We start from the raw sequence: 24,004 nt of genomic DNA on the forward strand, positions 1-24,004 counted from the left end.
TCAGAGATCGAGAATCAATGGTCCGCCGACGGAGCGAGAGACGCAGACCAGCATGTGGTCGTCGCGTTCGCCGGGGGTGAGCAGGCGGTCACGATGGTCGACGGCACCCGAGAGCACACTTGTCTTGCAGGTGCCGCAGAACCCCTGTCGGCACGAGTACACGGCATCGGGCCGCACGCGGCGGATCGCCGCCAATGCGGACTCCTGGCTGCCGACCCGCACACTCACACCGGAGCGCGCCAACGTGATATCGAACTCGCGGCCGTCGAGGACCGGTCGCGCCGAAAAGCGTTCGGTGTGTAGCGAACCCGTCGGATTCAGCGTGAACATGCTGCGCTGCGCCGCCTCGAGCACCGGCGGCGGACCGCAGACGTACACCGCCGCGCCGGGAGTCGCCTCGGCCAGGATGGCGGCGATATCGGATGCGCCCGTTTCATCGTCCGGCCGGATGTCGGCGTCGCCGGGCAATTCGTCGAGGAACGGCATACTCGCCCGGGAGCGGCCCAGATACACCAGCCGCCCACGCGGACCGGCCGCGTGCACCATCGGCAGGATCGGTGTGATCCCGATGCCTGCGGCCACGAACAGATAGGCCGGTGCGTTCTCGACAAAGGTGAATGCGTTGCGCGGGCCGCGAATTCGCACCGCATCGCCCGGGCGCAAGCCGTGCATCTCCACCGACCCGCCATCGCCGTCGGCGATACGGCGCACCGCGATGCGGTAGCGCCGCCGATCGCGTGGGTCACCGCACAGCGAGTATTGCCGTTGCCGCCCCGACGGCAGGACCACATCCAGATGCGAGCCGGGCCGCCACGACGGCAACTGTTCGCCGCCGAGTCGGGTCAGCGTCAGGCTCACCACGTCCAGCGCCTCGGCGCACACCGACTCGACCACCGCATCCAGCTCGAAGCCATTGCACCGCACCGGATTCGGGCGGGAGATTCCGGGCGCGGTGAATACCTTTTTGTAGATGTCCATGACGGCGCCGAACATCCGCAGGCTGATCGTGGCGGCGTCGGCCTGTGCGGTCATGCTCGCGCCGCCGGTGAATGGGCCAGGTAGCGCAGCGCGTTGTCCATCGGACCCAGCTGCGACGGATGGAAACTCGGACGCAGGTAGCGCGGCATCTCGGTGACGAACGTGACGAAATTCGGAATCACGCCCCGGGCGGTCGCGCTCACGAACTGCCGGGCCCATGACCTGCCCTTGGCGGGGCTCGGATCCTTGCGGTACAGGTAGGCGGTCGAAACCACGAACAGCGGCAACAGGAGTCCGCTCGCGAGCAGTCCGGTGCGCACCCGGCGTGCGTATCCGCCGTCGACATGCAGGTAGGCGTCGAAGACCACACTGCGGTGCTCGACTTCCTCGGCGCCGTGCCAGCGCACCAGATCGAGCATGGTGGGATGCATCCCGAGGTCTTCGAGGACCTGCGATTCGAGCAGCCACTCCCCGATCACCGCGGTGAAATGCTCCATCCCCGCGAATAATCCGAGGCGTTCTTTGAGCCACTCCTGTTTGGCCCTGCCGGTCAGGCCGTGATCGCCGAGCACCCGATCGACCAGCCACCCGACCTTCGCCACATAGGACTCGACATCGAGACCAATGGACTGCAGATGCGTCCGCGCACCTTCGTGACTGCTGGCGTGCATCGACTCCTGACCGATGAACCCGGCCACCTCTTCGCGCAAACGCTCGTCCTCGATCAACGGCAGCGCCTCGGCCAGGCAGGACGCCATCGCCCGCTCCCCTTCGGGCAGGACCAGATGCATCACGTTGGTGACATGGGTCGCCAGCACCTCGCCGGGGATGTAGTGCATCGGGACCGAGGAGAAGTCGAAATGAACGTCACGCGCGTGGATCGCGTGCCCTTCTTCCTGGTACGAGCGCGTCGTTGCACCGGAATCTGCCATGCGTCGACCGTACAAGACAACAAATTGTATTGCAATGTTGCAGCCACAAATCGGTTGAGATTGTTGCAAATGACCCGGTAGCTGCTAGCGTTGAACGGTGCCCGCCGCCACTCCCACCTCGAAAGACCTGGCCCGAACCGACACCATCGAAGGGCGCATCCTCGACGCCGCCCTTGTCCAATTCGAGCGGGTGGGCGTGAAGAAGACGACGATCGAGGACGTCGCTCGACAAGCCGAGGTCGACCGCGTGACGGTCTATCGGCGAATCGGCTCCCGAGATGACCTCGTGCGGGCTGTCACCGCACGGGAGGTACAGCGACTACTGGCCGACCTCGAGGACATCCCGTCCCGGCACGACACCATCGACGCCGTCGTCGCCACGATCTTCGTCACCGTCATCACCCGGTGGCGCACGCACCCGCTGATCGACCGGATGCTCACCCTCGAGCCCGACCGCCTCCTGCCCCAGCTCACGACCGAGGGCAGCTCGTTCTTCACGATGTCGGTCGTGGCCAGTACGACGATCCTGCGGAATACGTTGCAAGAGCTTGACTTACCCGATATCCCGGATATCGGTGCGCGCATCGAGATCGCCTGCCGAGTGGTGCACTCGCTGATCCTGCAACCGGTGAGCACCATCGACCTCGAATCCGAGCACGCGCTGGACGCATTCGCCCGCGAATACATCGTTCCGATCGTCACCCGCTGACCGATCAGACGAGCGCGGGCTCCATGCGCTCCGGCTCCGAATCGGGCACCTCCTGGGCTCGATCATCAGAGGTCACCGCGGCGCGGCGCCGTGACCGTATCCAGAGCCAGTGCAGTGCACCGAGTCCGAGCAGTCCCGCCAAGGCTGTGGCGATACCGATCTTCCACCCGGGCGGCCGCCAGGTGACGACCAGTTCACCGTCCTGGGTTCCGGCCGGAATATCGACGGCGAGAAAGGTTTTCGCGACTGCGGAAATCGGAACGTCGCGGCCGTCGAGGGTGGCTCGGTAGCCGGGCCAGGCCAGGCGCGCCAGCACCACCCGGCCGCCACCCGCCGAGCTCACCTGGAGGCGGCTGGTCACGCTGTCCTTCGAAACCGAGGTAGCCGCGACATCTTTCGTATCGGCGATCAGCCCGTTGCGAGTCGAGATCGGGCCGTCCACCCGTTCGAGGACCCAGATGTAGCGGTCATGGCCGGGATGGTCGACCCAGCGCCAGCCCGGTGGCGCCGGCCGGTCGCGCGCGTCCGGATACTGAGCCCGTTGCAACACCACGCGATCGACCTTCATCAGATCGACAATGGTTCGGCCCGTGGCGGATTCGAGGGAGAACACACGGCGGTAGGCGTCGGGGCAGGTGCTGCCGTCCCAGCCCATGCACAACATCGCACTGAATGTCGCATAGCCGATCGGCGTATAGGCGTTGACGTAGTTCAGGCGCATATTCTTGGCATAATTGCCGAAGACCAGCGAGCCCCAAGCTCCGGTGCCGCTCTGATCCGACGGCGGTACCAACGCGCGATCGGCCAATTGCAGTGTGACACCGTCGAAATGCGGGAACGCCGCCGTCATCTCCGAGCGCCGCTGCGGGAAGTGGTAGGACATCGGCGTCGGCGACTGCGCGCGCACCTGGTCATAGGCGATCGGGAACATCGCAACGATCGCCAGCACACACGCCACCGCGGCACCCCGGGTCCGCGCCAACCACACGAACGCCACCACGAGGGCGGCGACGACCGCGACGGCGACCAGATGCCGGATGACCAAATGCGGTGCCGCGGAGAATGTTCGAACGAATAGCAGTCCGATCAACACCGCGGCCGCGACGCCGCGACGCCGCCGGTCGGCGAACGCGCCGTAGCGGCTGAGCAGCACGCACACCAGCACCAGCAGCGCCACCGCGAGCATCGGCAGTACGCGGGCGGGCCAGCGCAGCGGCCCGATCCGCCCCGGCCCGGCCGTCCACATCAGCACCGCCGTCGCGAACAGTGCCGGGCCGCTGAACTCCCGTGCCGATTCCCGGACCCGTCGCCAATCGATGAAGGCCAGCAAGGGAATCAGGAACCAGGCGATATAGACCATCGGCAGCGGCTGGATGTAGCCCCACCAGCCGGTGAATGCCGGAACGGTACTCGGCAGACTCGCATTCAACGACTCCGACCACGGCACGTCGAGGAACGGATCATTGAGGATGCGTTCGTTGCCGCGCCAGGTCACCGGCGAGGACAGGATGCCGGGCAGATAGGTCTCCAGACCCGCCAGCCCGGCACAGGCGGCGACGGCGAGCAGTCGCAGCGACGGCCGCCAGCTGCGCTGATAGACGATCTCCCCGATGGCGACCGTGCCGATCATCAACGCGGATTCGACTGCGGGAAAGACATATTGGACCGAAATCGCCAGGTACAGGAAGACGAAGGTGGCGATCGGCCCGTTCCGCCCGCGCACATAGCGCAGCGCCGACGCCCACGCGTGCAGCATCCACGCGGTGCCGGTCAGCGATGTCGCCCAGCTGGCCTCGTCGAAGAACAGAAACCAGCCCGACAGTGGGAACGCGACCCCGGCCAGCGCCGCCCACGAGCCGCGGGCGCCGTAGGCGAGGCAGATCCGGAACACCCCCAGCGCGGCGATGATCGAGAAGATCAGCTTGACCACCGTCACGTACAGCGCGAGGTTATCCACCGAGGGGGCGATCAGATCGACCACGAGCTGCGGCGGGTTGTACAGCCCGGCTTCTTCCAGCGAATAGTTGCCCGACATCCACTCCCACGGCACCAGCGCCGGGAAACGGCCCTCGCGCAGATGCCGCCCGAGCATCACCCACATCGGTCCGTACTGGGATTCGGTGTCATCGGTATAGAAGTGGCGAGAGTTGGCCAGCAGCACCGACGCGTACCCCGCGACCACGCCGAGCGCGGTGACCATCCCCCACCTGAACACATCTCTGTTGGATTCGACCACCGCACCCGACGCCACGGTTCCGGGACACTACCGGATTCAAGCAGTCTGCAACAGTTGTCATCTACATGAATTATGGCGGATTCCGGTATCCCGCACCGGCGATGCGAATGCGCGACCGTCGCGGGGAGACGGCAGGATGGAGGGATATTGGCACAGGCAGCGACGGAGGAAGTCATGACACGGAGGGATGCGGTCGCCGAGGAATCCGTCGACGAGATCACCGACGCCCTGCTGACCGCATCGCGGCTACTCGTTGCCATGTCGGCGCGGTCGATCGCCCACGTCGACGAAACGATCACCATCCCGCAATTCCGCACGCTGGTGATCCTGTCGACCCGCGGACCGTCGAAGGTCGCGACGCTGGCAGGGCTGCTGAACGTGCAGCCGTCCACCGCCACCCGCATGGTCGACCGCCTCGTCACCGCCGGACTGCTCGACCGCCAGACCAACCCGCATTCGCGCAGGGAACTGATCGTCGAACTGACCGACCGCGGCCGCGAAGTCGTCGAAGCCGTCACCGCCCGCCGCCGCCGTGAGATCGCCGCCGTCGTGGAGCGCATGCCCGCCGCCGACCGCTCCGGCCTGATCCGCGCCCTCGCCGCCTTCAGCACCGCTGGCGGCGACCATTCCGGCGCCGAAATCGAGGGGTATCAGCTGTAGGTCGGCCCGTGGCGTGGTAACACAAGTTCACGGACCCCACCGACTATCTCGATGGCCGCCCACGAGTTCGCGAGCCAACAATTGAATCCGACGTCAGTTTCAATTAGTGTCGGAGCCGTCCGGGGGCTCGGTCCGCTCCCGACCCGAGGTCGGCGCTCCTGACGGACACCCGGTCATCGCGCATGAACATGGAGGTTTCTGGTCGTGAAGAGCCGAGAGGTGCACCTGGCTACCCGCCCCACTGGGGAACCCGCATCAGCCGATTTCCGGATCGTGACGACAGATGTCCCCGGTCCCGGCAGTGTGCAGAATGCCGAGGAGAACTGATGCATGTGAAGAATGCGGTCGCGATCGTCACCGGAGCCGCTGGCGGCATCGGCGCGGCCATCGCGCAACGTCTGCTCGAGCACGGGGCCCGGGTCCTGATCACCGACCGCGACGCCGAACGGCTCGCGGCGACCACGCGCCGGTTGGCCGACGAGTTTCCGGGCGCGGTGTCCGGGCAGGCCGGTGACGCGGCGTCCGAATCCGATCTCCGCGGGCTCATCGACACGGCCACCAGCGAATTCGGCCCCGTGGACATGTTCTTCGCCAACGCGGGTGTGGGCGGCGGCCCCGACCTCGACGCCACCGACGCACAGTGGGAACAGGCACTCGAGGTGAACGTCATGGCCCATGTACGCGCAGCGCGGTTGCTGGTCCCCGGCTGGCTGGAACGCGGCAGCGGTTACTTCATGAGCACCGCGTCGGCAGCGGGACTGCTCACTCAGATCGGTTCGGCCACCTACACGGTCTCCAAGCACGGCGCGGTCGGGTTCGCCGAATGGCTGGCGGTGACCTACGGCGACCGCGGTGTGCGGGTCAGCTGCCTGTGCCCGATGGGGGTCGACACCGCCATGCTCACCGGGCTCGGAGCCGACGGCGAATCCGTCGGCGACCTCGCCACCCGGGCCGTCACCGGAGCCGGAGCCGTGCTGGCTCCCCTCGATGTGGCCGATCAGGTGATCGAGGCGGTCGAGGCCGAACGGTTCCTCGTACTGCCGCATGCGGATGTCCGAGAATTCCTGCGCCGCAAGGTTTCCGACCACGAACGGTGGATCGCGGGTATGCAGCGCTACCGGAGGTCGCTCTCGTGAGCGAGCGTCAGCGAGTGAACCATCAGCACAGTGCGCCTTCGCGCACGACGGAACCGAGCGTCAGCGAGGTGCAGTCGTGAGCGAGCGTCAGCGAGTGAACCATCAGCACAGTGCGCCTTCGCGCACGACGGAACCGAGCGTCAGCGAGGTGAAGTCGTGAGCGAGCGCATCGCGGTGCTGTTCGATTTCGGCGGGGTGCTCACCACGGCCGTGCTCGCCGCCTTCGCCGAGTTCGGAACGGAACTGGGCGACCCGCGGCTGCCACTGCGGCTACTCACCCGCGATCCGGAAAGCAGTGCGCTGCTGGTGGATCACGAGGAGGGTCGCATCGGTCAGCGTGCGTTCGAGGAAGGGTTCGCGCGGCGGCTGCGCGCGCACGGCGCCGATATCGATGCCGCGGGTCTGGTCGATCGCATCCAGTCCCGGCTGCATCCGGACCCGGAGATGATCCGGCTGGTCGCGGATGTGCGCGCGGCGGGCTATCGCGTTGGGCTGCTGTCGAATTCGCTGGGCGAGGACTGCTACGCCGGCTTCGACCTGCCGACCATGTTCGACGCGGTGACCATTTCCGCGGACATCGGAGTCCGCAAACCGTCCCGCCGGGCTTATCTCATCGGCTGTGAACGACTCGGCGTCGCACCCGAGCAGACCATCATGGTCGACGACCTCGAGCAGAACATCACCGCGGCCGAACTGCTCGGACTCGGCGGCATTGTGCACCGCGACGCCGAATCGACCGCCGCCCGCCTGTGGCCCGCCCTGCGAAACCTCAGCTGACCCACCCACCTTGCGGCGCAGTCGCTTTCGACAGCCCGCACCGACGATCGGAGCCTCGATGGATCTGTTCACCCCGTCCGACCGCGCCCAGCAATATCAGCGCGACCTGCTCGCCTTCATGGACGAATGCGTCTACCCGGCCGAGCCGGTCTACGAGAAGCAGATGGCCGCGGCCGGCGATCCGCACCACCATCCGCAGATTGTCGAGGAGCTCAAGACCGAGGCCCGTGCCCGCGGCCTGTGGAACCTCTTCCATCCGCATCCCGAATGGGGTCCCGGCCTGACCAACCTGGAGTACGCCCCGCTGGCCGAGATCATGGGCCGCAGCGCGCATCTGGCACCGGAGGCGTGCAATTGCTCCGCCCCCGATACCGGCAATATGGAGGTGCTCACCCTCTTCGGCACCCAGGAGCACCGGGAGCGCTACCTGGAGCCGCTGCTCGCGGGCACCATCCGCTCGGCGTTCGCCATGACCGAGCCTGCCGTGGCCAGCTCTGACGCCACCAATATCCAGCTGCGTATGGAACGCGACGGCGAGCACTATGTGCTCAACGGTCGCAAGTGGTTCGCCTCCAACGCTTTGCACAGGAACTGCAAGGTGCTCATCGTGATGGGCAAGACCGATCCGGACGCGCCCAAGCACCGGCAGCAATCGATGATGGTCGTTCCCATCGACGCGCCCGGCGTCACGGTCATGCGCAATCTGCCGGTCTTCGGCTACGCCGACCGCGAGGGCCACGCCGAGATCGACTTCACCGATGTGCGGGTCCCCGTCACCGATGTGCTGAAGGGCGAGGGCGAGGGTTTCGCCATCAGCCAGGCCCGGCTCGGTCCGGGCCGCATCCACCACTGCATGCGCGCCATCGGTATGGCCGAACGCGCGCTGGAGCTGATGGTCGCCCGCGCCGAAACACGAATCACGTTCGGGCAGAAGCTGAGTGAGCGCGCCAATATCCAGGACTGGATCGCCGAGGCCCGCATCGACATCGAACAGGCTCGACTGCTGACCCTCAAAGCCGCCTGGATGATGGATACCGTGGGCAATAAGGCGGCCCGGACCGAGATCGCCGCGATCAAGATCGCCGCACCGACCATGGCGCTGCGGATCGTGGACCGGGCGATCCAGGTGCACGGCGGCGCCGGTGTCACCGACGATTTCCCGCTCGCCAGCATGTACGCGCACCTGCGCACCCTGCGTCTCGCCGACGGACCGGACGAAGTACACAAACGGACCATCGCGCAGGCCGAACTCGGTAAGTTCAGGGCCACCGCGCAGGCCGGGGCGTAGGACGGACAGGAACGAATGCAGACAAGCAACGGGCTCATTCGGCCCACCGCGGATGCGAGCGGCTTCGATATCGATGCGGCAGCGTTCGTGGACTGGGTATCCGCACTCGGTTCGGTCTGCACCGCACCGGTGCGGGCCGAGCGGGTCGGAATCGGCCAGTCCAATCTGACCTTCCTGATCACCGACGCCGAAGGGCGGCGTTGGGTATTGCGCCGTCCCCCGCTGGGCCACCTGTTGGCGTCCGCGCACGATGTGGCGCGGGAGGCCCGCGTCCTGTCGGCCCTATACCCCACCGATGTCCCGGTGCCGCTCGTCCACGATGTCCGGCACGAGGGCGACACCGCGCTCGTACTCATGGAATTCGTCGACGGACTGGTCATCGACGGGGTAGCGACCGCTGAACCACTCACCACCGACCTGCGCCACACCGCCGGGCTGTCGCTGGTGCGAACGCTGGCCCGCATCCATGCCGTCGACCTGGCAGCCACCGGACTGACCGACCTGGCCAGCCACAAACCGTATGCCGAACGCCAGCTCAAACGGTGGTCCGCCCAGTGGGAGAAGTCGAAAACGCGGGAGCTGCCGTTGGTGGACCGCCTGACGGAGCGACTCCGGAACTCCGTTCCGCAACAGCGTGAACTCACGCTCGTGCACGGCGATTACAACCTGCGCAATGTGATCACCGCGCCGGGTACGGGTGAGATCGCCGCCGTACTCGACTGGGAGCTGTGCACTCTCGGCGATCCACTGGCCGATGTCGGCAGCCTGCTCGCCTACTGGCCCATGCCCGGCGAAGCGGGCATCCCCGGCACGGAAATGTGCACGCTCCCAGGGTTTCCGTCACGCGCCGAACTGATCGAGGAATATCTCGCCATTACCGGACGCGATCGGCGCGCACTCGGCTTCTGGCATGCCCTCGGCCTGTGGAAGCTCGCGATCATCGCCGAGGGTGTGCTGCGCCGCGCCCTCGACGACCCCCGCAACCGCGCCTCCGCCGGCACTCCGACCATGGACCTGATCGACGGACTCATCGACACCGCGGACCGGATCGCCACCACGACCGGTATCTGAACCCGAAACGGCCCGTCCCCCTGGTGATATCGCCGGGTGACGGGCCGTTTCGTATGTTGGTTCAGGGCACTAGCACCGACAATGCCTCGGCGACGCAGGCGGGCTTATCGCCGCCGTCGCGTTCGATGGTCACCCGGGCCATCACCTGGAACCCCGCGCCGGTCGGTTTGATCTCCGCCAGCTCCACACTCGCGCGCACCCGACTGCCGGACGGTACCGGCGATGGGAAGCGAACCTTGTTGCAGCCGTAGTTGATTCCCATCTTCAGCCCGTCGACGCGATACACCTGCGAGACCAGCAGCGGCAATAGCGACAGGGTGAGGTAGCCGTGGGCGATGGTGGTGCCGAACGGTCCCTGCGCGGCCCGCTCCGGATCGACATGGATCCACTGATGGTCACCGGTCGCCTCGGCGAACAGGTCGATCTGCTCCTGTGTCACGGTGTGCCACTCGCTGTAGCCGAGATGGGTGCCGACGGCTTGTTCGAGCTCGCCGATTCCATTGAATACCTTCATGTTCGCTCCTCAGTCCGTCGGTGCGCCGGCGACGTAGAGCACCTGGCCGGTGACGTACGACGCGCCCTCGCTGACGAAGAACGACACCGTATGCGCGATGTCGTCGGGCTTGCCGACACGTCCCACCGGAATCCGCGCCACCAGAGTCTTGCTGAACTCCTCGAAGGAGACACCCATACGCTCGGCGGTGGCGGCGGTCATCTCGGTCTCGATGAAACCCGGCGCGATGGCGTTCACCGTCACCCCGAATTTGCCCAGTTCGATCGCGAGCGTCTTGGTGAATCCCTGCAATCCGGCCTTGGCAGCGGAGTAGTTGGCCTGGCCACGGTTGCCGAGCGCGGAGGTGCTGGAGAGATTGACGATGCGGCCCCAGCGCGCCTCCGTCATGTACTTCTGTACCGCGCGGCTCATCAGGAAGGACCCGCGCAGGTGCACGTTCATGACCGTGTCCCAGTCGTCCACGGTCATCTTGTACAGCATGTTGTCGCGGATGATGCCCGCGTTGTTCACCAAGACGGTCGGCGCGCCCAGTTCGGCGGCGACCCGCTCCACCGCCGCGGCCACGGCCTGTTCGTCGGCGACATTCGCGCCCACCGCGAGCGCCCGGCCGCCGCCGGATTCGATCTCGGCGACGACGGTTTTGCCCGCCTGCTCATCGAGATCCAGGACGGCGACGGCGAATCCGTCGGCCGCCAGCCGCCGTGCGGTGGCCGCGCCGATGCCACGGGCGGCGCCGGTCACGATGGCAGTTCGGGTTGTCTCACTGCTCATTGCGGTTCTCCCTTGTCACGGTTCTCCCTTGTCGAATTCACCGTTTATGGTTCGAAAACTACGCGGCCGATCGGCCCGTACACCGGATTGATACCGGCGTTGTCGACCGGGAAGTCGACCGAACCGAAAGTCTCGGCCGTTGCGCGATGGCCGGTCCGATGCCGCGGCCGACTCCGGCGACGATCGCCGGCTCTCTGTCGAAACGACCCATTTCCTAAGCCCTTCCTGATGCTGACGTGCGTGCCCCAGGGTCATCGAATTTGAATCTGACGTCAAGTTCAGTAGGTGCTCCACATCACGTGATACGGGTCACAGGAATGATCCGGCAACTCCCGCTCAGGGAGCTTCCTTCAGCTGAAGAGCGTTGAACCACAATTGATCGAGCGTCTTCACCAGCTTTTCGAAGGAGATCTTCTGCCCCTCGACGAAGACGAAGTAAGCCATGCGGCTCACCATGCTCGACAATGCCTGCGACGTGATCCCGGGATCCAACTCGGCATCGACCAGGCCACGCTCCTGCAGATTCCGTATCATCTCGGCGTTGCGCTCGACGAAGGCCATGGCGCGCTCGAATCGCAGCACCCGGAAATTCTCGTCGATCTTCGACACCTGTTCGAGCACGGCCATCAGCCGCGCATTGCGCCGATACGACTGCAGATACTCGCGATTGGCGGCGGCGATCAGTTCGCGCGGGTCGTCGATGCCGACCCGCTCCCGAACGTGCGGGTGCAGCATCTCCTCCCGCACCTGCTCGACGACCGCGGCGAAGATCTCTTCCTTGCTGTCGAAGTAGGTATAGAACGATCCGGACGCGACCCCAGCGGCCTTGGAGATGTCACTGATCCTGGCATCGAGGAAGCCGTCGCGCTCGAACACCTCACGCGCCGCGGCCACCAGCGCGGACCGGGTACGCATGCCGCGCTTGCTACGCGGAGGCTCCCGACCGGACTGGTCCTCGGTTACTTCCTGGGTGTTCACCGTCTCACTCGCTGTCGTCGGGCTCGCTGACGTCGTGGATCGTAACAGCGCACGTCACCGCTCGAACCACGCGACGCGGCTGGTCAACCAGCATAACCGCAACTCCTATTGAACATGACGCCACATTCAAGTAGCGTTCCGACCCACTGAGGTGGCGTGCGTCACATCAGCTCTGTCCCATCTCTGAATCTGGAGAAAGACACCGTGACCAATGTCGCCGAACGCTTCTGGCAACACGCCACCGAACGCCCCGATGCCTCGGCGCTGCGCACCGCGGACGCCGACATCTCCTACGGCGAATTGGCCAGGCGCAGCGCGGCCTACGGCGGCATGCTGCGCGAAGCCGGTATCGCCAGCGGCGATCGGGTGCTGCTGGTGGCGCCCACCGTCGCCGAATTCGTCGTCGCGTATCTGGGCGCGCAGCTCATCGGGGCCGTCGCCATCACCATGAACACCATGGCCACCGTGCCCGAAATCGCTTACGTGCTCGATGATTCCGGTGCGCGAATGGCCATCGCATGGCACAGTGCGCGCGATGCCGCGCAGCAGGCGGCCACCGAACGGAATCTGCCCTTGCTGGTGCTCGAGCCCGGCGCGCACGTCGAGCCGACCGTTCCCGTGACCGAACCGGTGCGCCGCCGCGCCGACGACACCGCGGTGCTGCTCTACACCTCGGGAACCACCGGTAAACCGAAGGGCGTCGAACTCACCGTCGCCAATCTCACCGAGACCGCCCGAATCTTCACCGATCAGCTGCAGCTCGGCTCGGCGGATCGCTTCGGCACGGGGCTGCCGCTGTTCCATGTTTTCGGACAGGCGGTGTGCCTGCTCACCGCGCTGCACGCGGGCGCATCCTTCGCCATGGTGACCCCCTTCGAGCCGCGAGCGATGATCGAGATGATCCGCAACCAGCAGCTCACCCACGTCGCCGGAGTACCGACCATGTGGAACGCCATGCTGCACGCCGCCGGTGACTACGGCGCGACCGACTTCGCGAGCTTGCGGCTGGCGGCCTCCGGCGGAGCGTCACTGCCCGGTGAGGTGATCCGGGCCTTCTCGGATCGCTTCGGCTGCACCATCCTCGAGGGTTATGGACTCACCGAATCCACCGGTGCGGCCACGTACAACCCGGCGGATCGCGAACAGCGGGTGGGATCGGTGGGCGCCGCACTGCCCGGGACATCGATCGAAGTTCGCGACCCCGACGGAACGGTACTGCCCGCCGAAACCGTCGGCGAGATCTTCCTGCGCGGCCCGAGCATCATGAAGGGGTACTGGAATCGGCCCGATGCCACCGCCGCCGAATTGTCCGACGGCTGGCTGAAGACCGGCGATCTGGGCCGCGTCGATGCCGACGGCTATGTCTACATCGTCGATCGCGCAAAGGATCTCATCATTCGCGGCGGGTACAACGTGTACCCGCGCGAGGTCGAGGAAGTGCTGTACCAGCATCCCGACATCGTCGAAGTGGCGGTGATCGGTATTCCGGACGACCAATACGGCGAGGAGGTCGGCGCGGTCGTGGCCGCCGCCCCCGGGGTCGAACTCGAACCGGAGGAACTGCGGTCCTGGGCCAAGCAGCGGCTATCCGCCTATAAGGTGCCGCACCGGTTCGCCTTCACCGACCAACTGCCCAAGGGCGCCACCGGCAAGATCCTCAAACGCGCACTCGATCCGAACCTGTTCACAGATAGGGCATCCCGATGACCGCAGTACCCACCGCGACCGGAACCGTCGACTCCGGCGAACTCGGGCGCGTCCTGGTCCACGAGCACGTTTTCGTACTCGGCGAGGAATTCCGGCAGAACTACGCCGATTGGGATGAGGATGCCCGCGTCGAGGACGCGGTGAAACAGCTCGACGAGTTGAAGTCACTCGGCATCGACACCATCCTCGACCCGACCGTCCTCGGACTCGGCCGCTACCTGCCGCGCATCCAGAAGATCGCGGCCAGAACGGAATTGCGGATCATCGTCGCGACCGGTATCTACACCTACAACGACCTACCGTTCCAATTCCATTACACCGGACCGGGATTGCTGTTCGACCGGCCCGAGCCGATGGTGGAAATGTTCGTCAAAGATCTCACCGAGGGCATCGCGGACACCGGCGTCCGTGCCGGATTCCTCAAGTGCGCCATCGAGGAACCCGGACTGACACCCGGCGTCGAACGCGTCATGCGTGCGGTCGGGCAGGCGTCGGCGCGAACAGGTGCGCCGATCACCGTGCACACCAACCCGCACACCCGATCCGGGCTGGTGGCGCAACGGGTGCTGGCCGAGGAAGGCGCGGATCTGAGCCGGGTGGTGATCGGCCATTCCGGCGACACCACCGACCTCGACTACCTCACCGAACTCGCCGACGCGGGTTCACTGCTCGGCATGGACCGATTCGGGCTCGATGTGCTGCTGCCGTTCGAGGATCGGATCAACACCATTGTCGAACTGGTGCGGCGCGGCTACCTGGACAAGATCGTTATCGCCCATGACGCCGCATGCCACATCGACTGGTTCGACCCCGATGCCAAGGCCCAACTGACGCCGCGGTGGAACTACCGTCACATCAGTGAGGACGTGATTCCGGCGCTGCTCACCCGGGGACTGACCGAGGACGATATCGACGCGATCCTGGTGCACAATCCGCGCCGCTACTTCGAGGACAAGCCATCCGAGTGATGCGGGGCCTCGAGCAGATTCGATGACTCGATCGGCCGCACGGACGTCGGTGCGGCCGATCGAACTGCAGCTTCTCGAGCACAACGAGATACCGGAGCAAATCCCTTGACCATGGTCGAACCGCACAGCGCCCATCTGACGTTCCGCGCTCTCGAGCCGATACACGGGATGATCTACTTCACCCCACACGGCCCGGATGCATACCGTGAGCTGGGCATCACGGATCCACGCATGATGTACTTCGCGTCCCGGTCCGCGGCCTTCGGCCCGATCCCGGACGCGGTCACCATCGCCACATTCTTCAACTTCGATCCGGCCGCGGTGCGCGCCGTCATCCCTGCCGCTTGGGAAATCGCCGCTCCCGCAGATATTTTGCGGGCACGGCTGCGTGCCGCCGACCGGTCACTTCGGCAGGCGTGGGGCGCGGACGTCACCGGCCCGGAGGTGCGTGCAGCCGCCGACCTGGCCCGGCGCGCCGCCGAACGCGCCGCTGAACGCCCGCAGGGCCGTCCGTTGTTCGCGGCGCACGCGGCGCTGCCGTGGCCCGACGAACCGCATCTGGTGCTGTGGCATGCGCAGACACTGCTGCGGGAATACCGCGGCGACGGACACGTCGCCCTGCTGATGACCGAAGGGCTGGACGGTATCGAGGCATTGATCACCCACAGCGCGACAGGTGAGATATCACCGGAAGTGTTGCGCGCGAGCCGATCCTGGAGCGAGGCGGAATGGGCCGCGGGGGTGCGACGGCTTCGCGACCGCGGTTGGATGGCGGACGATGATCTCGCGCTGAGCGAGCACGGCACCGTGCGGCGCGCCGCGATCGAGAGCCGGACCGATGAACTCGCGGTCCATCCGTACGAAGCGATCGGCGAAGCCGGGTGCGCGCGTCTGCGTACCCTCGCTGCGCCGTTGGCGATCCGAGTGCTCGAAGGCGACCTCGGATTCCCGCATATGCTCTCCGCACGCTATCGGCAGGCGATCCGGGCGCAGGCGCGGTAAACCTCGACGACTCAGTCGAGACCGCGGGCGAAGTCGATCAGTGCGGCGCTGACTTCGGCCGCGCGTTCCTGCTGAATCCAATGTCCGGCCCCGTCCAGCACAACGGCGGCGCGCAGGTCGGAGAGCACAGAGGTCATCTTGGCGACCGGGGTGAACCGGATGACGGCGTCTTCCGATCCGGCGATGAACAGCGTCGGCTGGTTGATCTTCGCGTCGGCCAGGTGCCCGGTCAGGTGCCAGTTGCGGTCGAGGTTGCGGTAGTAGTTGAGCCCGCCGGTGAATCCGGTGGCGGTGAAGGCTTCGATGTAGTAACCGAGTTCGGCCTCGCTCAGCCAGGCCGGAACAACCATCTGCGAACCGTTGCCGTCCAGCAGATCGCTGGCACTGATGACATCGTCCTGTAGCAGGGTGCGGCGCACGTCCGATGCGAGCGCCGCATCGGCCGGGCCCGGCTCCTGGAACCAGCACATGTAGAAGTCGTCGCCCAGTCGGGACCTCAGTATCGATAGCGGTGGCGCCGCGGATCGCGAGGTGGCCGGAACACTCAGGCCAGCGACGGCCCGCACTCGATCCGGATGATGAAGGGCCAGCTGCCAGACCACCGACGCGCCCCAGTCATGGCCGACGAAGATCGCGTCCTCGACTCCGGCATCGTCGAGCACACCGACGAGGTCAGCGCACAGTGTGGTGATGTCGTAGTCCTCGATCCGGTCGGGGCGCGAGCTGCCGCCGTATCCGCGCATGTCCGGAGTCAACGTCCGGAAACCGGCCTCGGCGAGCGCGAAAACCTGGTGGCGCCAGGAGAATCCGAGTTCGGGAAAGCCATGGCAGAACACCACGGCGGGGCCGTCGCCGTATTCGACGACGCGCAGCTCGATCCCATTCGTCGCGACCTGGCGGCTGCCGAGCAGCAGCCATTCGTCCAGCAGATTGCGTGTGTCCATCGTCAGGGTCACCTCATGTACCGCAGTGTAGGCCCCACACGCTATTCAATTCTGACGTCAAGTTCAACTTCCGTGCAGGCTCCACTGGATCCCAGCCAGCGCCGAGCCGAGGGTGACCACGACTCGGAAGCCGTACTCGGCGGTGAAGCCGCCCAGGATCACCGGCGAGGTCCGGCCCCGGGAGCCGCCCTCGACCAACCCCGAAGGTCAGCGCTCCACCCCCCGGTTGGACAGGACCGCCCCCGGGATGTCGATCGCCGACAAGCTGAGCGACCGCTTTCCCGGCTTGCGCTATCCGATCTTGCACCTCGCCGCAGCCGAGCCACTGAACCCGCAGAAGCCGACCCGCGCCGAATCCGAGACCCACCGACCCGCCGATGAATACCGATGACGGAAAGCCACCTCCGCCCGATTTTCGGCGAACGCTACGGGACCGCCCATCGAAAAAGTATGCACAACAACACGTTTAAACCGGTTTTGGTTTCAACTAACCTGTTTCAGTTGTATGATTCCCCCTCAAGCGAATTGGCCTACGGGGGGCTGGGGCACAGGACCATATCGACTTAGCACCGAATCATCTTGCGAGCAGACCGATCTCGTGACACGTGCCGCATCTTGCCTTTGAATTCCCGCCATAACTGCCGTCATGCGGCATGCGGACGGGATCCCTTGTTGTGCAACACAAGTGGAACCAAGATGCCAGGGCACGCGCGGCAAATCGGCATGCGGTGCTGCGCCGAGGAAGTCCTTGCCTGCCCAACCGGCGATACCCAGCCGTCAAGGAGGACAGCACAATCATGACGCGGTTGATCGATTTCTCCGCAGCTCTCATCGAGCCCGACAACATCCAGACTGCGGGGTTTGCCGGGGTCATCGGATACTTTTCCGAGTCGAGACCCGGAACGAATTTCCCCGCCAAACCACTGCGGCGCGACTACTGCGACCGGCTGCGCTCCGCGGGCCTCGAGATCGTCACCAACTACCAGTACGGCAAAGCGGATACGGCCGACTGGCGTGGCGGCTACGACGGCGGCGCCCGGCATGCCGAGACGGCATTGCGCCTGCACTTCGAGGCGGGCGGCCCCGGCTACCGTCCGCTCTACGCTCCCGTCGACGACAACCCGGGCCTCGACGACTGGAACAACCTCATCGCTCCGTTCCTGCGCGGCTGGGCCTCGGTGGTCGGCGCCGAGTGGACCGGCGTCTACTGCAATGCCCGCTGCATCGACTGGGCTTTGGAAGACGGTGTCGCCCAATGGTTCTGGCAGCACAACTGGTCCGGTGATCCCGCCATCAACGGTGATCACCCCAACGCGCACCTGCACCAGATCGAGATCGACCACCGCGCGATCGCCGGCGTCGGGATCGACGTCAGCGATGTCCTGAAACCCGACTACGGACAATGGTCGGCCGCGACCGACACCCGATAACCCGAGGGGGAACACCATGGCAACATCACCTATCACCAAGCAAGACGACCAGACCGGCGTCAGTCCCAACTGCGCCTCGCGCGAGGGCGCGCAGGTGATCTGGTTCCTGCTGCACACCCAGGAAGGCGACGGCGATGCCCAGTCGCTGGCGCACTACCTGCAGAATGCCAATTCGGGCGTGTCCTACCACTACACCGTGGACAACTCCGGGACGGTGATCGACGTGGTCGACACCGACAAGTCCGCGTGGGCCGTGCTCAGCGGCAATCCACGCTCGATCAATCTGTGCTTCGCGGGCGCGCGCGTGGCTTGGACGCGGGATGAGTGGTTCTCGAACATGCAGGCCGGAATCGACTGTGCCGCATGGATCGCCGTGCAGGACGCTCGCAAGTACGGGATCCCGATTCGCACGATCACACCCGAACAACTCGGCAACGACGAGGCCGGGATCGCCGACCACAACGCCTACACCATCGGCGAGCACGAGGGCACGCACACCGATGTCGGCCCCAATTTCCCGTGGGACTACCTGAACTCGAAGCTGGCCGAGTACAGCGAGGCCTAGGGCAGGTAACTGGTGCCTGGCAGTCAGACGCTCACCGCTGCAGACCCGCTACCCGACCACCGAGCCCAGCACGACCGAATCCTCCGAAAAACGCCGCCACGGCTGACTAGAGTTCTCGGACGCTACTGAGCTGGCCGTCTCACCGATATCAGCGCCTGCGGCGCTGCGGCGCCTACACACTGCGGATGGCCGGGGTGTCCCTGGCTCATGCGTTGACGTTCTCGTGGTGCCGAATCGGGCGGCGGTGAGCGTTGGCTCAGCACGGGGTGCAGATCTCTGGCCGTTCTTGCTGCGCTTCGGCTGCTCCGAAATTCGGGCACCAGCGAGGGCTACCGCGCAGGGTGTCGCGCATCGCGGTCCGACGCGTGTCCTGTCTCGGGTGCGTCCGAACCCGAGACAGGACACGAGCGTAGTTCGATGGTCTCCTACTGGTCGGCTACTTTGCTACGGAGAGTGTCGAACGAACGGGCCGCTGCTTCTGTCTCCGCCATCTCCACTGTTTCGAACGGATAGACAAGTTCCGTATCGGATCTCACGAACAGGATGTTTTGTATCAACACGGGTTTTCCTGACTGAAGGATACCGAAGATTGCTGTCTCGTTCGGCTTCAGTTCCACTCCGGTGAAAGTCCTCACGAATTGACCTCGGTAGTTGTTGTCCGCGATACCTTCATGGGTATCGGCCGATATATCCATCCCGCGGCCTCCGCTGTTCCAGGAGAATCCCAGCGTGGCGGTGCCCGACTGTACCGCCACCTTGAGGTAGATATCGTATGTGACCGAGGAAGAAGTCCGGTTCTTTATTTCGTAGTCCACCCATCGGGTGGTCACATTATCCCCGGCCAGGAGTACTGCATCGCCGAAGTTCGCGTGCTGCTCCTCGGATACCTCGCCGTAGGTCTTCAGAATTGCGTGGAACTGCAAGGGTGAAATAGCGAACCCCAGAGGTTTTCCATCATCGTCGACGGGTACCACGTGCCTTATCCAACCGTTCCCCGTCTCGGTACCCATCTCGGATATGATTGTTCGCCGGAACGTTGTCACCAGAGTGCCTATGTCTCCGGGGACGGGGAAATTCTGCCATGTTCCGAGTTTTATTGCGGGAAGAGAATTGTAGTTTGCTTCGACCGACATACCCGAGATATGCAACACCCGCCAACCCGGATAGTGAACAGCACCACCCGTCGTTTCGGCTATGAACCGATAGGAGGTATTGTCTTCAGCTCGAAGCTGATAACCGTCTACCATACGCGTCTTGCTACCGCCGGTATAGGAGAATGCTTGAAAGTCGACTCGGCATATGGGGCTGGAGTGGGAATTCAGGTATTTGGTGTGCCAATACTCGTCTATGTAGTCCGCTTGTGTTTGCTCGCCGAGTTCCTCCGCCACGATGGGTGCCTTCAGGGGACGGCCTCGGGTGCTGCCGACAGGCCCAGTCTCCATATTCCCGATCTGGCCTACATAGATCCCGCGCACATTGTGTCCATAGAACATGGGATTGCTGGCTATCGTGTTGTAGACCCGAGCCCACCACAGCGTATTATTCGTCGGCCCTTGAAACAGCCTGTTGAGAACTGGCCACGCCGAAATGCTCAAACGATGGTTGAAGCCGGAGTTGGATGAATAATTGAAATTGTAGACACAAGCGCTGGAATTGATGACCAAGCCCTTGAAACGCAGAACGGACCACATGGAAACATAGTCCAACACGGACTGGACCATGTAGTTCCTGAACTCGACCTTGCGCTGAACCGGTATACCTGAGAAGTTCCTTTCGAACTCCTCCTTGTAGGTCGTGATCGCGTAATTCGAGTATTCTTTTGTGAAGTCCTTCATCCTGGTTCTGTACGTTTCGATCTGCGCGGGATTCAGCCCCCATTTCTCGGCGTTGAGGAGGACGTCACGTATGAACAGCAGATGGAGGTTCGCGGCTTGTGCGAATAGTGGTAGCAGCTGCACTTTCCATCTCGGGATCCGGAACTGTGGCATTCTGTTCATGAAGAGTTGATTGAGTGTATGCACGGAATCGATGATCTCCAGCGGCTGCTCGGAATCATCGGGCGACGAACCGGCGTGATGCGTTTCGAAGTCTTCCACGTCTTCTAGGAACGTTTTCACATTGCTTTGCAGGCCCACCAGCTCTTGTTGCACACGCTGCACGGCATCCTGTTCGAGACGTTCTTCTATCAGTGCTTCGGTAGCCCTCAGAATCTCCATCAACAAAGCTTCGTTGCCGCTCGGGAACAGCTTGTTATAGAGAGCTCCCAGTATCTTCTGGGCAGCGAACGACGCCAGTTCTTTGAGCAGGAACGTTCCGACAGCTCCCACAAAGGGAGGAATCCGGACCGTACCCTCATACGTTTCCGACCAGTCGTGCCAGTCCTGAAGAATCTCGTAGTCCGATTGCCGAAAGAAGACCTTGCCGGAGTGCTGCTCCGGAGCTAGATTCTGCGAGGATGAATCGAACTCTTCACTCGATGCCGCGCCGTCGTATCCCGAATAATACGGCGTTTCCACGGATTCCTCGAGATTTGCCATTGCGATTTCCCCATTTCTGAATGTCGGATCTGAAGTATCATCTTCGATTCGGTACGAACACGTCCTTCGGGCTTGTCCTCCAATCTGTGACGCGGGAAGAGCTCCGGGTCTCACCGCCGGTGCGGTCGCGGCCGAAGCGGACGGCTGCGTCCGCCTTTTTGTGGGCCACCAGTCCTTCGATGCGGCGAACCGTCCCCGACTCGGAACGTGCCCTGGTGGAAGGTCGGGTCGCCGGCCCGCCGCGGATTGAGTGCCCGGCCCTCGTGCACCCCCGGATCCTCGCAATTACCCCCGGGCGCGCGGGTCGAGCAGCCTGGGACCGACGCTACCTCCGGCCTCGGCTCCAGCAGAGCGAACAGGGCGATAGCACGCACTCGAATGCGCGGAACCGACTGCGCCCGAACTGCCGGTCGCTGAGCCGAGCGTCGCTGCGAGACACACCCTCTCAGCCCTTTCGCCAGCGAATCCGATGACGGGTTCCCGGCCACATCGAATAATTCGGCGGGTCTGTCGGCGAATCTCTGTCGCGCCAACCGGATTCGCTTCCGCGACCCCCTGGCCATGAGTGAGATCCTACGCGCCACCACCCGCACCACACACCGATTCCGCGCACAATTCCCCGTTCCAACAATAATTCCCGCCCGGTCGGTTCTATACTCGACGGGCGGGGCCGTCTTTCGCTGCCGAATCCCCTGCCGCCCACCGGGAATAGCGCTGTTCACCTGTGAAAACAGCTCTCTTCGCCGTCGGGGATGCGATGTATCTCAGCGTTGTTGTTCGAGACAGGCCAATGCGCGAAATCCTGTTGGGATGAGACCCGAATACGCCAGAAGCCTGCTGCCGCCTCTGCGGGCATGGTATGACTGTTTCCCTTCCAGGGAAGTGGAACATCGGAGTAAGGCACCGATCCATTGCCTATCGACCAGGAATGAACTGTGTGAATACAACCGTCGACCGTTCCGGAAGTCGTTCCACATGACGACGTTCCAGAAGACTCGGAGGCGACGAATTCCAATACGGCGCCCCAATCTTCGGCCGATGCTGCTTCCGTTGGAGGCGAAGGTTTCGCGTCTGATGCAACGGCATCGTCGCTGGGCAGGCCTTCCCCAGGTAACAACCCTGTGTCGTCGTTGCCCCTTCCGGCGTACTCGGTTCCCACCCCTCAACTCGCTTCGGCACAGGTCCTAGACCTTGCCCGGCCTGGCGCGGTTGCAGAGGACAGCGGAACTCAGTGGTTATCTCTCAACTGGCGGCGCGGATGCGGCAATGCGGCATAGAGGGCAGATAACGTGCGGGCGCCGCGCAAGACGGTGCCGTCGGGGCGGATGAGGATGGCCCGGCTACCGGTTCGACGTAGCCAGTGGTGCAGGTCAGTGCCCGGGTGGGCGATCAGGAGGGCGGCGCCGCGTTGTTCGATGAGCGCGCGGTGCCGTGGGGATGGGATTGTCGAGGTGATGATGGCGAAGCGGTCGCCGATGTGGTCGTCGAGTCGGCGGCCGTTCTCGAGAGTGGCATTCGGGACCAATCGGCCCGCGTAGGTGCGCGAAAGGCGATGCGGTGCAATCAGTTCCGAGCGGTTCAGCCGTGGAGTTTCACCGCTGGCGACCAGGGCGGTGAGGCCGGGCACCCGGTGCAGGTGGGGTGCGAGCAGGCGGCGCAGGCGATTGCCGAATTCGCCGCCGTCGGTCATGGTCACACCCATCAGTTTCGCCAGGCGAATCATGGCTCGCGCATGGGGTTTTCGCTCGGCCTCGTAGGTGTCGAGCACGCTGTCGGGAAGTTCGCCGCGCAGTGCACCGGCCAGCTTCCAGGTGAGGTTGGCCGCGTCGCGCAGCCCCGCACCCATGCCCTGGCCGATGAACGGCGGGGTGAGGTGCGCGGCATCGCCGAGGATGAATATCCGCCGCTGGCGCCAGCGATCGGCGAGTTGGGCGCGGAAGGTGTATTCGGCTACCCGGACGAGTTCGAGGTCCTCGGCCGCGGTGTCGGCGGTCCATGGCCGGATCAGCGGGTGCAACTGTGCGATATCCGGGTAGTCGGCGGCGGTTTCACCCGGTCGGAGCCGGAATTCCCAGCGGTAGCGGGTCTTTCCGATGCGCATATAGGTGGCCGCGCGCACCGGATCGCACACCTGGTGCACGCCGTCCCACTGATCGAGTTCGGCGGTGGTGGCGATATCGACAACGAGCCAGCGCTGCTCGAACCCCAGATCCCGCATCTGCGCGCCGATGGCGGCGCGCACAAGGCTATTGGCGCCGTCGCAGCCGAGCACGTACCGCGCCCGCACCACCTCCGGTGCGCCGGTGATCCGGTCGGTGAAATCCACTCGGACACCATCGGTTTCCTCCGCAATGCCGATAACCTCGACATTGCCGCGGAGCGTGACCCGCGGGTGCCGGACCAGGTTGGCACGCAAAATCGCTTCCAGTTCCGGCTGATCGAACAGATTCGCCTCGGGATAACCGTTGCGTCCGCCCGCCGGATCGCGATCGAACTGGGCCAGCACCCGCATATTCCGGTCGACCAGGCGCAGTCCGAGCGCCGGTCTGGTGATGGCGTCGAAATCGGCGCTGACCCCGAGCCGCGCCAGGATCCGGCGGATTTCGCCGTCGAGATGGACCGCGCGCGGCTGCGGGAAGACGCCTTCCCAGCGTTCCAGCACCACTGATTCGATGCCGTATCGCGCCAGCAGGGTGGCCGCGGTGAGACCCGTCGGGCCCGCGCCCACGATGACGACCGGGGCGAGTTCGGCGTTCACGAGTTCGCTCCGCACAGCCAGCCAGCCGCCATCGGCCCGACGG

At 64.7% G+C, this 24,004-nt stretch carries 22 protein-coding genes; 13 read left to right on the top strand and 9 right to left on the bottom strand.

Annotated elements, in window-relative coordinates:
• Complete coding sequence (locus tag ACQP1G_RS33435) at nucleotides 1-1,032, bottom strand: PDR/VanB family oxidoreductase (protein WP_433193667.1); 1,032 nt, start codon at nucleotides 1,030-1,032, stop codon at nucleotides 1-3.
• Nucleotides 1,029-1,910, bottom strand: a complete 882-nt coding sequence (locus ACQP1G_RS33440; RefSeq protein ID WP_433193669.1) for a metal-dependent hydrolase — start codon at nucleotides 1,908-1,910, stop codon at nucleotides 1,029-1,031. Before ACQP1G_RS33440 ends, ACQP1G_RS33435 begins: the two co-directional genes overlap by 4 nt.
• 97 nt (nucleotides 1,911-2,007) lie before the next feature.
• Here ACQP1G_RS33440 and ACQP1G_RS33445 point away from each other — a divergent pair, with 97 nt between their 5' ends.
• The gene (locus ACQP1G_RS33445) at nucleotides 2,008-2,619 is read left to right on the top strand and encodes a TetR/AcrR family transcriptional regulator (RefSeq protein WP_433193670.1); all 612 of its coding nucleotides are present in this window, start codon (nucleotides 2,008-2,010) and stop codon (nucleotides 2,617-2,619) included.
• Nucleotides 2,620-2,623: 4 nt separating this feature from the next.
• On the opposite strand, the gene ACQP1G_RS33450 is transcribed toward ACQP1G_RS33445, so the two are convergent.
• Nucleotides 2,624-4,819 (bottom strand): hypothetical protein, encoded by a 2,196-nt coding sequence (locus ACQP1G_RS33450; protein ID WP_433193671.1) that lies wholly within the window; start codon nucleotides 4,817-4,819, stop codon nucleotides 2,624-2,626.
• A 210-nt stretch (nucleotides 4,820-5,029) separates the two neighbouring features.
• On the opposite strand from ACQP1G_RS33450, the gene ACQP1G_RS33455 reads away from it, so the two are divergent.
• The 6 genes from ACQP1G_RS33455 to ACQP1G_RS33480 all read left to right on the top strand — a co-directional run bounded on the left by ACQP1G_RS33455 (nucleotide 5,030) and on the right by ACQP1G_RS33480 (nucleotide 9,787).
• On the top strand, nucleotides 5,030-5,515 hold the full coding sequence (locus ACQP1G_RS33455) for a MarR family winged helix-turn-helix transcriptional regulator (RefSeq protein WP_433193672.1): 486 nt from the start codon (nucleotides 5,030-5,032) through the stop codon (nucleotides 5,513-5,515).
• A 204-nt stretch (nucleotides 5,516-5,719) separates the two neighbouring features.
• Nucleotides 5,720-5,842 (top strand): hypothetical protein, encoded by a 123-nt coding sequence (locus ACQP1G_RS33460; RefSeq protein ID WP_433193673.1) that lies wholly within the window; start codon nucleotides 5,720-5,722, stop codon nucleotides 5,840-5,842.
• Nucleotides 5,842-6,651, top strand: coding sequence for an SDR family oxidoreductase (locus ACQP1G_RS33465; RefSeq protein ID WP_433193674.1), 810 nt, complete (start codon nucleotides 5,842-5,844; stop codon nucleotides 6,649-6,651). Before ACQP1G_RS33460 ends, ACQP1G_RS33465 begins: the two co-directional genes overlap by 1 nt.
• A gap of 156 nt (nucleotides 6,652-6,807) precedes the next feature.
• Complete coding sequence (locus ACQP1G_RS33470; protein WP_433193675.1) at nucleotides 6,808-7,428, top strand: HAD family hydrolase; 621 nt, start codon at nucleotides 6,808-6,810, stop codon at nucleotides 7,426-7,428.
• Between the two features lie 58 nt (nucleotides 7,429-7,486).
• A complete protein-coding gene (locus ACQP1G_RS33475) occupies nucleotides 7,487-8,716 on the top strand; it encodes an acyl-CoA dehydrogenase family protein (protein WP_433193677.1) in 1,230 nt (409 codons plus the stop codon).
• Between the two features lie 15 nt (nucleotides 8,717-8,731).
• The gene (locus ACQP1G_RS33480; RefSeq protein WP_433193678.1) at nucleotides 8,732-9,787 is read left to right on the top strand and encodes a phosphotransferase family protein; all 1,056 of its coding nucleotides are present in this window, start codon (nucleotides 8,732-8,734) and stop codon (nucleotides 9,785-9,787) included.
• 61 nt (nucleotides 9,788-9,848) lie between these two features.
• Here the strand turns inward: ACQP1G_RS33480 and ACQP1G_RS33485 are convergent, their stop codons facing one another.
• From ACQP1G_RS33485 to ACQP1G_RS33495, 3 genes are all read right to left on the bottom strand, one after another.
• Complete coding sequence (locus ACQP1G_RS33485) at nucleotides 9,849-10,301, bottom strand: MaoC family dehydratase (RefSeq protein WP_433193680.1); 453 nt, start codon at nucleotides 10,299-10,301, stop codon at nucleotides 9,849-9,851.
• Between the two features lie 9 nt (nucleotides 10,302-10,310).
• Nucleotides 10,311-11,072, bottom strand: a complete 762-nt coding sequence (gene fabG / locus ACQP1G_RS33490) for a 3-oxoacyl-ACP reductase FabG (RefSeq protein WP_433193681.1) — start codon at nucleotides 11,070-11,072, stop codon at nucleotides 10,311-10,313.
• A 336-nt stretch (nucleotides 11,073-11,408) separates the two neighbouring features.
• Nucleotides 11,409-11,987 carry a TetR/AcrR family transcriptional regulator gene (locus ACQP1G_RS33495; protein ID WP_433193683.1) on the bottom strand — a complete coding sequence of 193 codons (579 nt, stop codon included), beginning with the start codon at nucleotides 11,985-11,987 and terminating at the stop codon, nucleotides 11,409-11,411.
• A gap of 267 nt (nucleotides 11,988-12,254) precedes the next feature.
• Here ACQP1G_RS33495 and ACQP1G_RS33500 point away from each other — a divergent pair, with 267 nt between their 5' ends.
• The 3 genes from ACQP1G_RS33500 to ACQP1G_RS33510 all read left to right on the top strand — a co-directional run bounded on the left by ACQP1G_RS33500 (nucleotide 12,255) and on the right by ACQP1G_RS33510 (nucleotide 15,727).
• Nucleotides 12,255-13,757 carry a long-chain-fatty-acid--CoA ligase gene (locus ACQP1G_RS33500; RefSeq protein WP_433193684.1) on the top strand — a complete coding sequence of 501 codons (1,503 nt, stop codon included), beginning with the start codon at nucleotides 12,255-12,257 and terminating at the stop codon, nucleotides 13,755-13,757.
• Entirely contained in the window at nucleotides 13,754-14,725 is a 972-nt protein-coding gene (locus tag ACQP1G_RS33505; protein WP_433193686.1) for a phosphotriesterase family protein, read from the top strand. The genes ACQP1G_RS33500 and ACQP1G_RS33505 overlap by 4 nt, the downstream gene beginning before the upstream one ends.
• A gap of 111 nt (nucleotides 14,726-14,836) precedes the next feature.
• Entirely contained in the window at nucleotides 14,837-15,727 is an 891-nt protein-coding gene (locus tag ACQP1G_RS33510) for an SCO6745 family protein (RefSeq protein ID WP_433209057.1), read from the top strand.
• A gap of 11 nt (nucleotides 15,728-15,738) precedes the next feature.
• Here the strand turns inward: ACQP1G_RS33510 and ACQP1G_RS33515 are convergent, their stop codons facing one another.
• On the bottom strand, nucleotides 15,739-16,671 hold the full coding sequence (locus tag ACQP1G_RS33515; RefSeq protein ID WP_433193687.1) for an alpha/beta fold hydrolase: 933 nt from the start codon (nucleotides 16,669-16,671) through the stop codon (nucleotides 15,739-15,741).
• A gap of 112 nt (nucleotides 16,672-16,783) precedes the next feature.
• Between ACQP1G_RS33515 and ACQP1G_RS33520 the strand changes: the two genes are divergently transcribed.
• From ACQP1G_RS33520 to ACQP1G_RS33530, 3 genes are all read left to right on the top strand, one after another.
• A complete protein-coding gene (locus ACQP1G_RS33520) occupies nucleotides 16,784-17,062 on the top strand; it encodes a hypothetical protein (protein ID WP_433193688.1) in 279 nt (92 codons plus the stop codon).
• Between the two features lie 406 nt (nucleotides 17,063-17,468).
• Nucleotides 17,469-18,101 carry a DUF1906 domain-containing protein gene (locus tag ACQP1G_RS33525; protein WP_433193689.1) on the top strand — a complete coding sequence of 211 codons (633 nt, stop codon included), beginning with the start codon at nucleotides 17,469-17,471 and terminating at the stop codon, nucleotides 18,099-18,101.
• A 16-nt stretch (nucleotides 18,102-18,117) separates the two neighbouring features.
• Entirely contained in the window at nucleotides 18,118-18,666 is a 549-nt protein-coding gene (locus ACQP1G_RS33530; protein ID WP_433193690.1) for an N-acetylmuramoyl-L-alanine amidase, read from the top strand.
• A gap of 425 nt (nucleotides 18,667-19,091) precedes the next feature.
• Here the strand turns inward: ACQP1G_RS33530 and ACQP1G_RS33535 are convergent, their stop codons facing one another.
• Nucleotides 19,092-21,203, bottom strand: a complete 2,112-nt coding sequence (locus ACQP1G_RS33535) for an insecticidal delta-endotoxin Cry8Ea1 family protein (protein ID WP_433193691.1) — start codon at nucleotides 21,201-21,203, stop codon at nucleotides 19,092-19,094.
• 1,228 nt (nucleotides 21,204-22,431) lie between these two features.
• Nucleotides 22,432-23,961 (bottom strand): bifunctional 3-(3-hydroxy-phenyl)propionate/3-hydroxycinnamic acid hydroxylase, encoded by a 1,530-nt coding sequence (locus ACQP1G_RS33540; RefSeq protein ID WP_433193692.1) that lies wholly within the window; start codon nucleotides 23,959-23,961, stop codon nucleotides 22,432-22,434.
• Between the last annotated feature and the right edge of the window lie 43 nt (nucleotides 23,962-24,004).

The organism is Nocardia sp. CA-107356, from assembly GCF_050946365.1.
Classification (GTDB): domain Bacteria; phylum Actinomycetota; class Actinomycetes; order Mycobacteriales; family Mycobacteriaceae; genus Nocardia.

Bases quoted from the DNA above. Each gene is read 5' to 3' on its own strand.
- ACQP1G_RS33440 (WP_433193669.1), bottom strand. From the start codon at position 1,910: ATGGCAGATTCCGGTGCAACGACGCGCTCGTACCAGGAAGAAGGGCAC.
- ACQP1G_RS33455 (WP_433193672.1), top strand. From the start codon at position 5,030: ATGACACGGAGGGATGCGGTCGCCGAGGAATCCGTCGACGAGATCACC.
- ACQP1G_RS33530 (WP_433193690.1), top strand. From the start codon at position 18,118: ATGGCAACATCACCTATCACCAAGCAAGACGACCAGACCGGCGTCAGT.
- ACQP1G_RS33535 (WP_433193691.1), bottom strand. From the start codon at position 21,203: ATGGCAAATCTCGAGGAATCCGTGGAAACGCCGTATTATTCGGGATAC.
- ACQP1G_RS33475 (WP_433193677.1), top strand. From the start codon at position 7,487: ATGGATCTGTTCACCCCGTCCGACCGCGCCCAGCAATATCAGCGCGAC.
- ACQP1G_RS33465 (WP_433193674.1), top strand. From the start codon at position 5,842: ATGCATGTGAAGAATGCGGTCGCGATCGTCACCGGAGCCGCTGGCGGC.
- ACQP1G_RS33510 (WP_433209057.1), top strand. From the start codon at position 14,837: ATGGTCGAACCGCACAGCGCCCATCTGACGTTCCGCGCTCTCGAGCCG.
- fabG (WP_433193681.1), bottom strand. From the start codon at position 11,072: ATGAGCAGTGAGACAACCCGAACTGCCATCGTGACCGGCGCCGCCCGT.
- ACQP1G_RS33435 (WP_433193667.1), bottom strand. From the start codon at position 1,032: ATGACCGCACAGGCCGACGCCGCCACGATCAGCCTGCGGATGTTCGGC.
- ACQP1G_RS33505 (WP_433193686.1), top strand. From the start codon at position 13,754: ATGACCGCAGTACCCACCGCGACCGGAACCGTCGACTCCGGCGAACTC.
- ACQP1G_RS33485 (WP_433193680.1), bottom strand. From the start codon at position 10,301: ATGAAGGTATTCAATGGAATCGGCGAGCTCGAACAAGCCGTCGGCACC.
- ACQP1G_RS33495 (WP_433193683.1), bottom strand. From the start codon at position 11,987: ATGCGTACCCGGTCCGCGCTGGTGGCCGCGGCGCGTGAGGTGTTCGAG.
- ACQP1G_RS33480 (WP_433193678.1), top strand. From the start codon at position 8,732: ATGCAGACAAGCAACGGGCTCATTCGGCCCACCGCGGATGCGAGCGGC.
- ACQP1G_RS33525 (WP_433193689.1), top strand. From the start codon at position 17,469: ATGACGCGGTTGATCGATTTCTCCGCAGCTCTCATCGAGCCCGACAAC.
- ACQP1G_RS33450 (WP_433193671.1), bottom strand. From the start codon at position 4,819: ATGGTCACCGCGCTCGGCGTGGTCGCGGGGTACGCGTCGGTGCTGCTG.
- ACQP1G_RS33515 (WP_433193687.1), bottom strand. From the start codon at position 16,671: ATGGACACACGCAATCTGCTGGACGAATGGCTGCTGCTCGGCAGCCGC.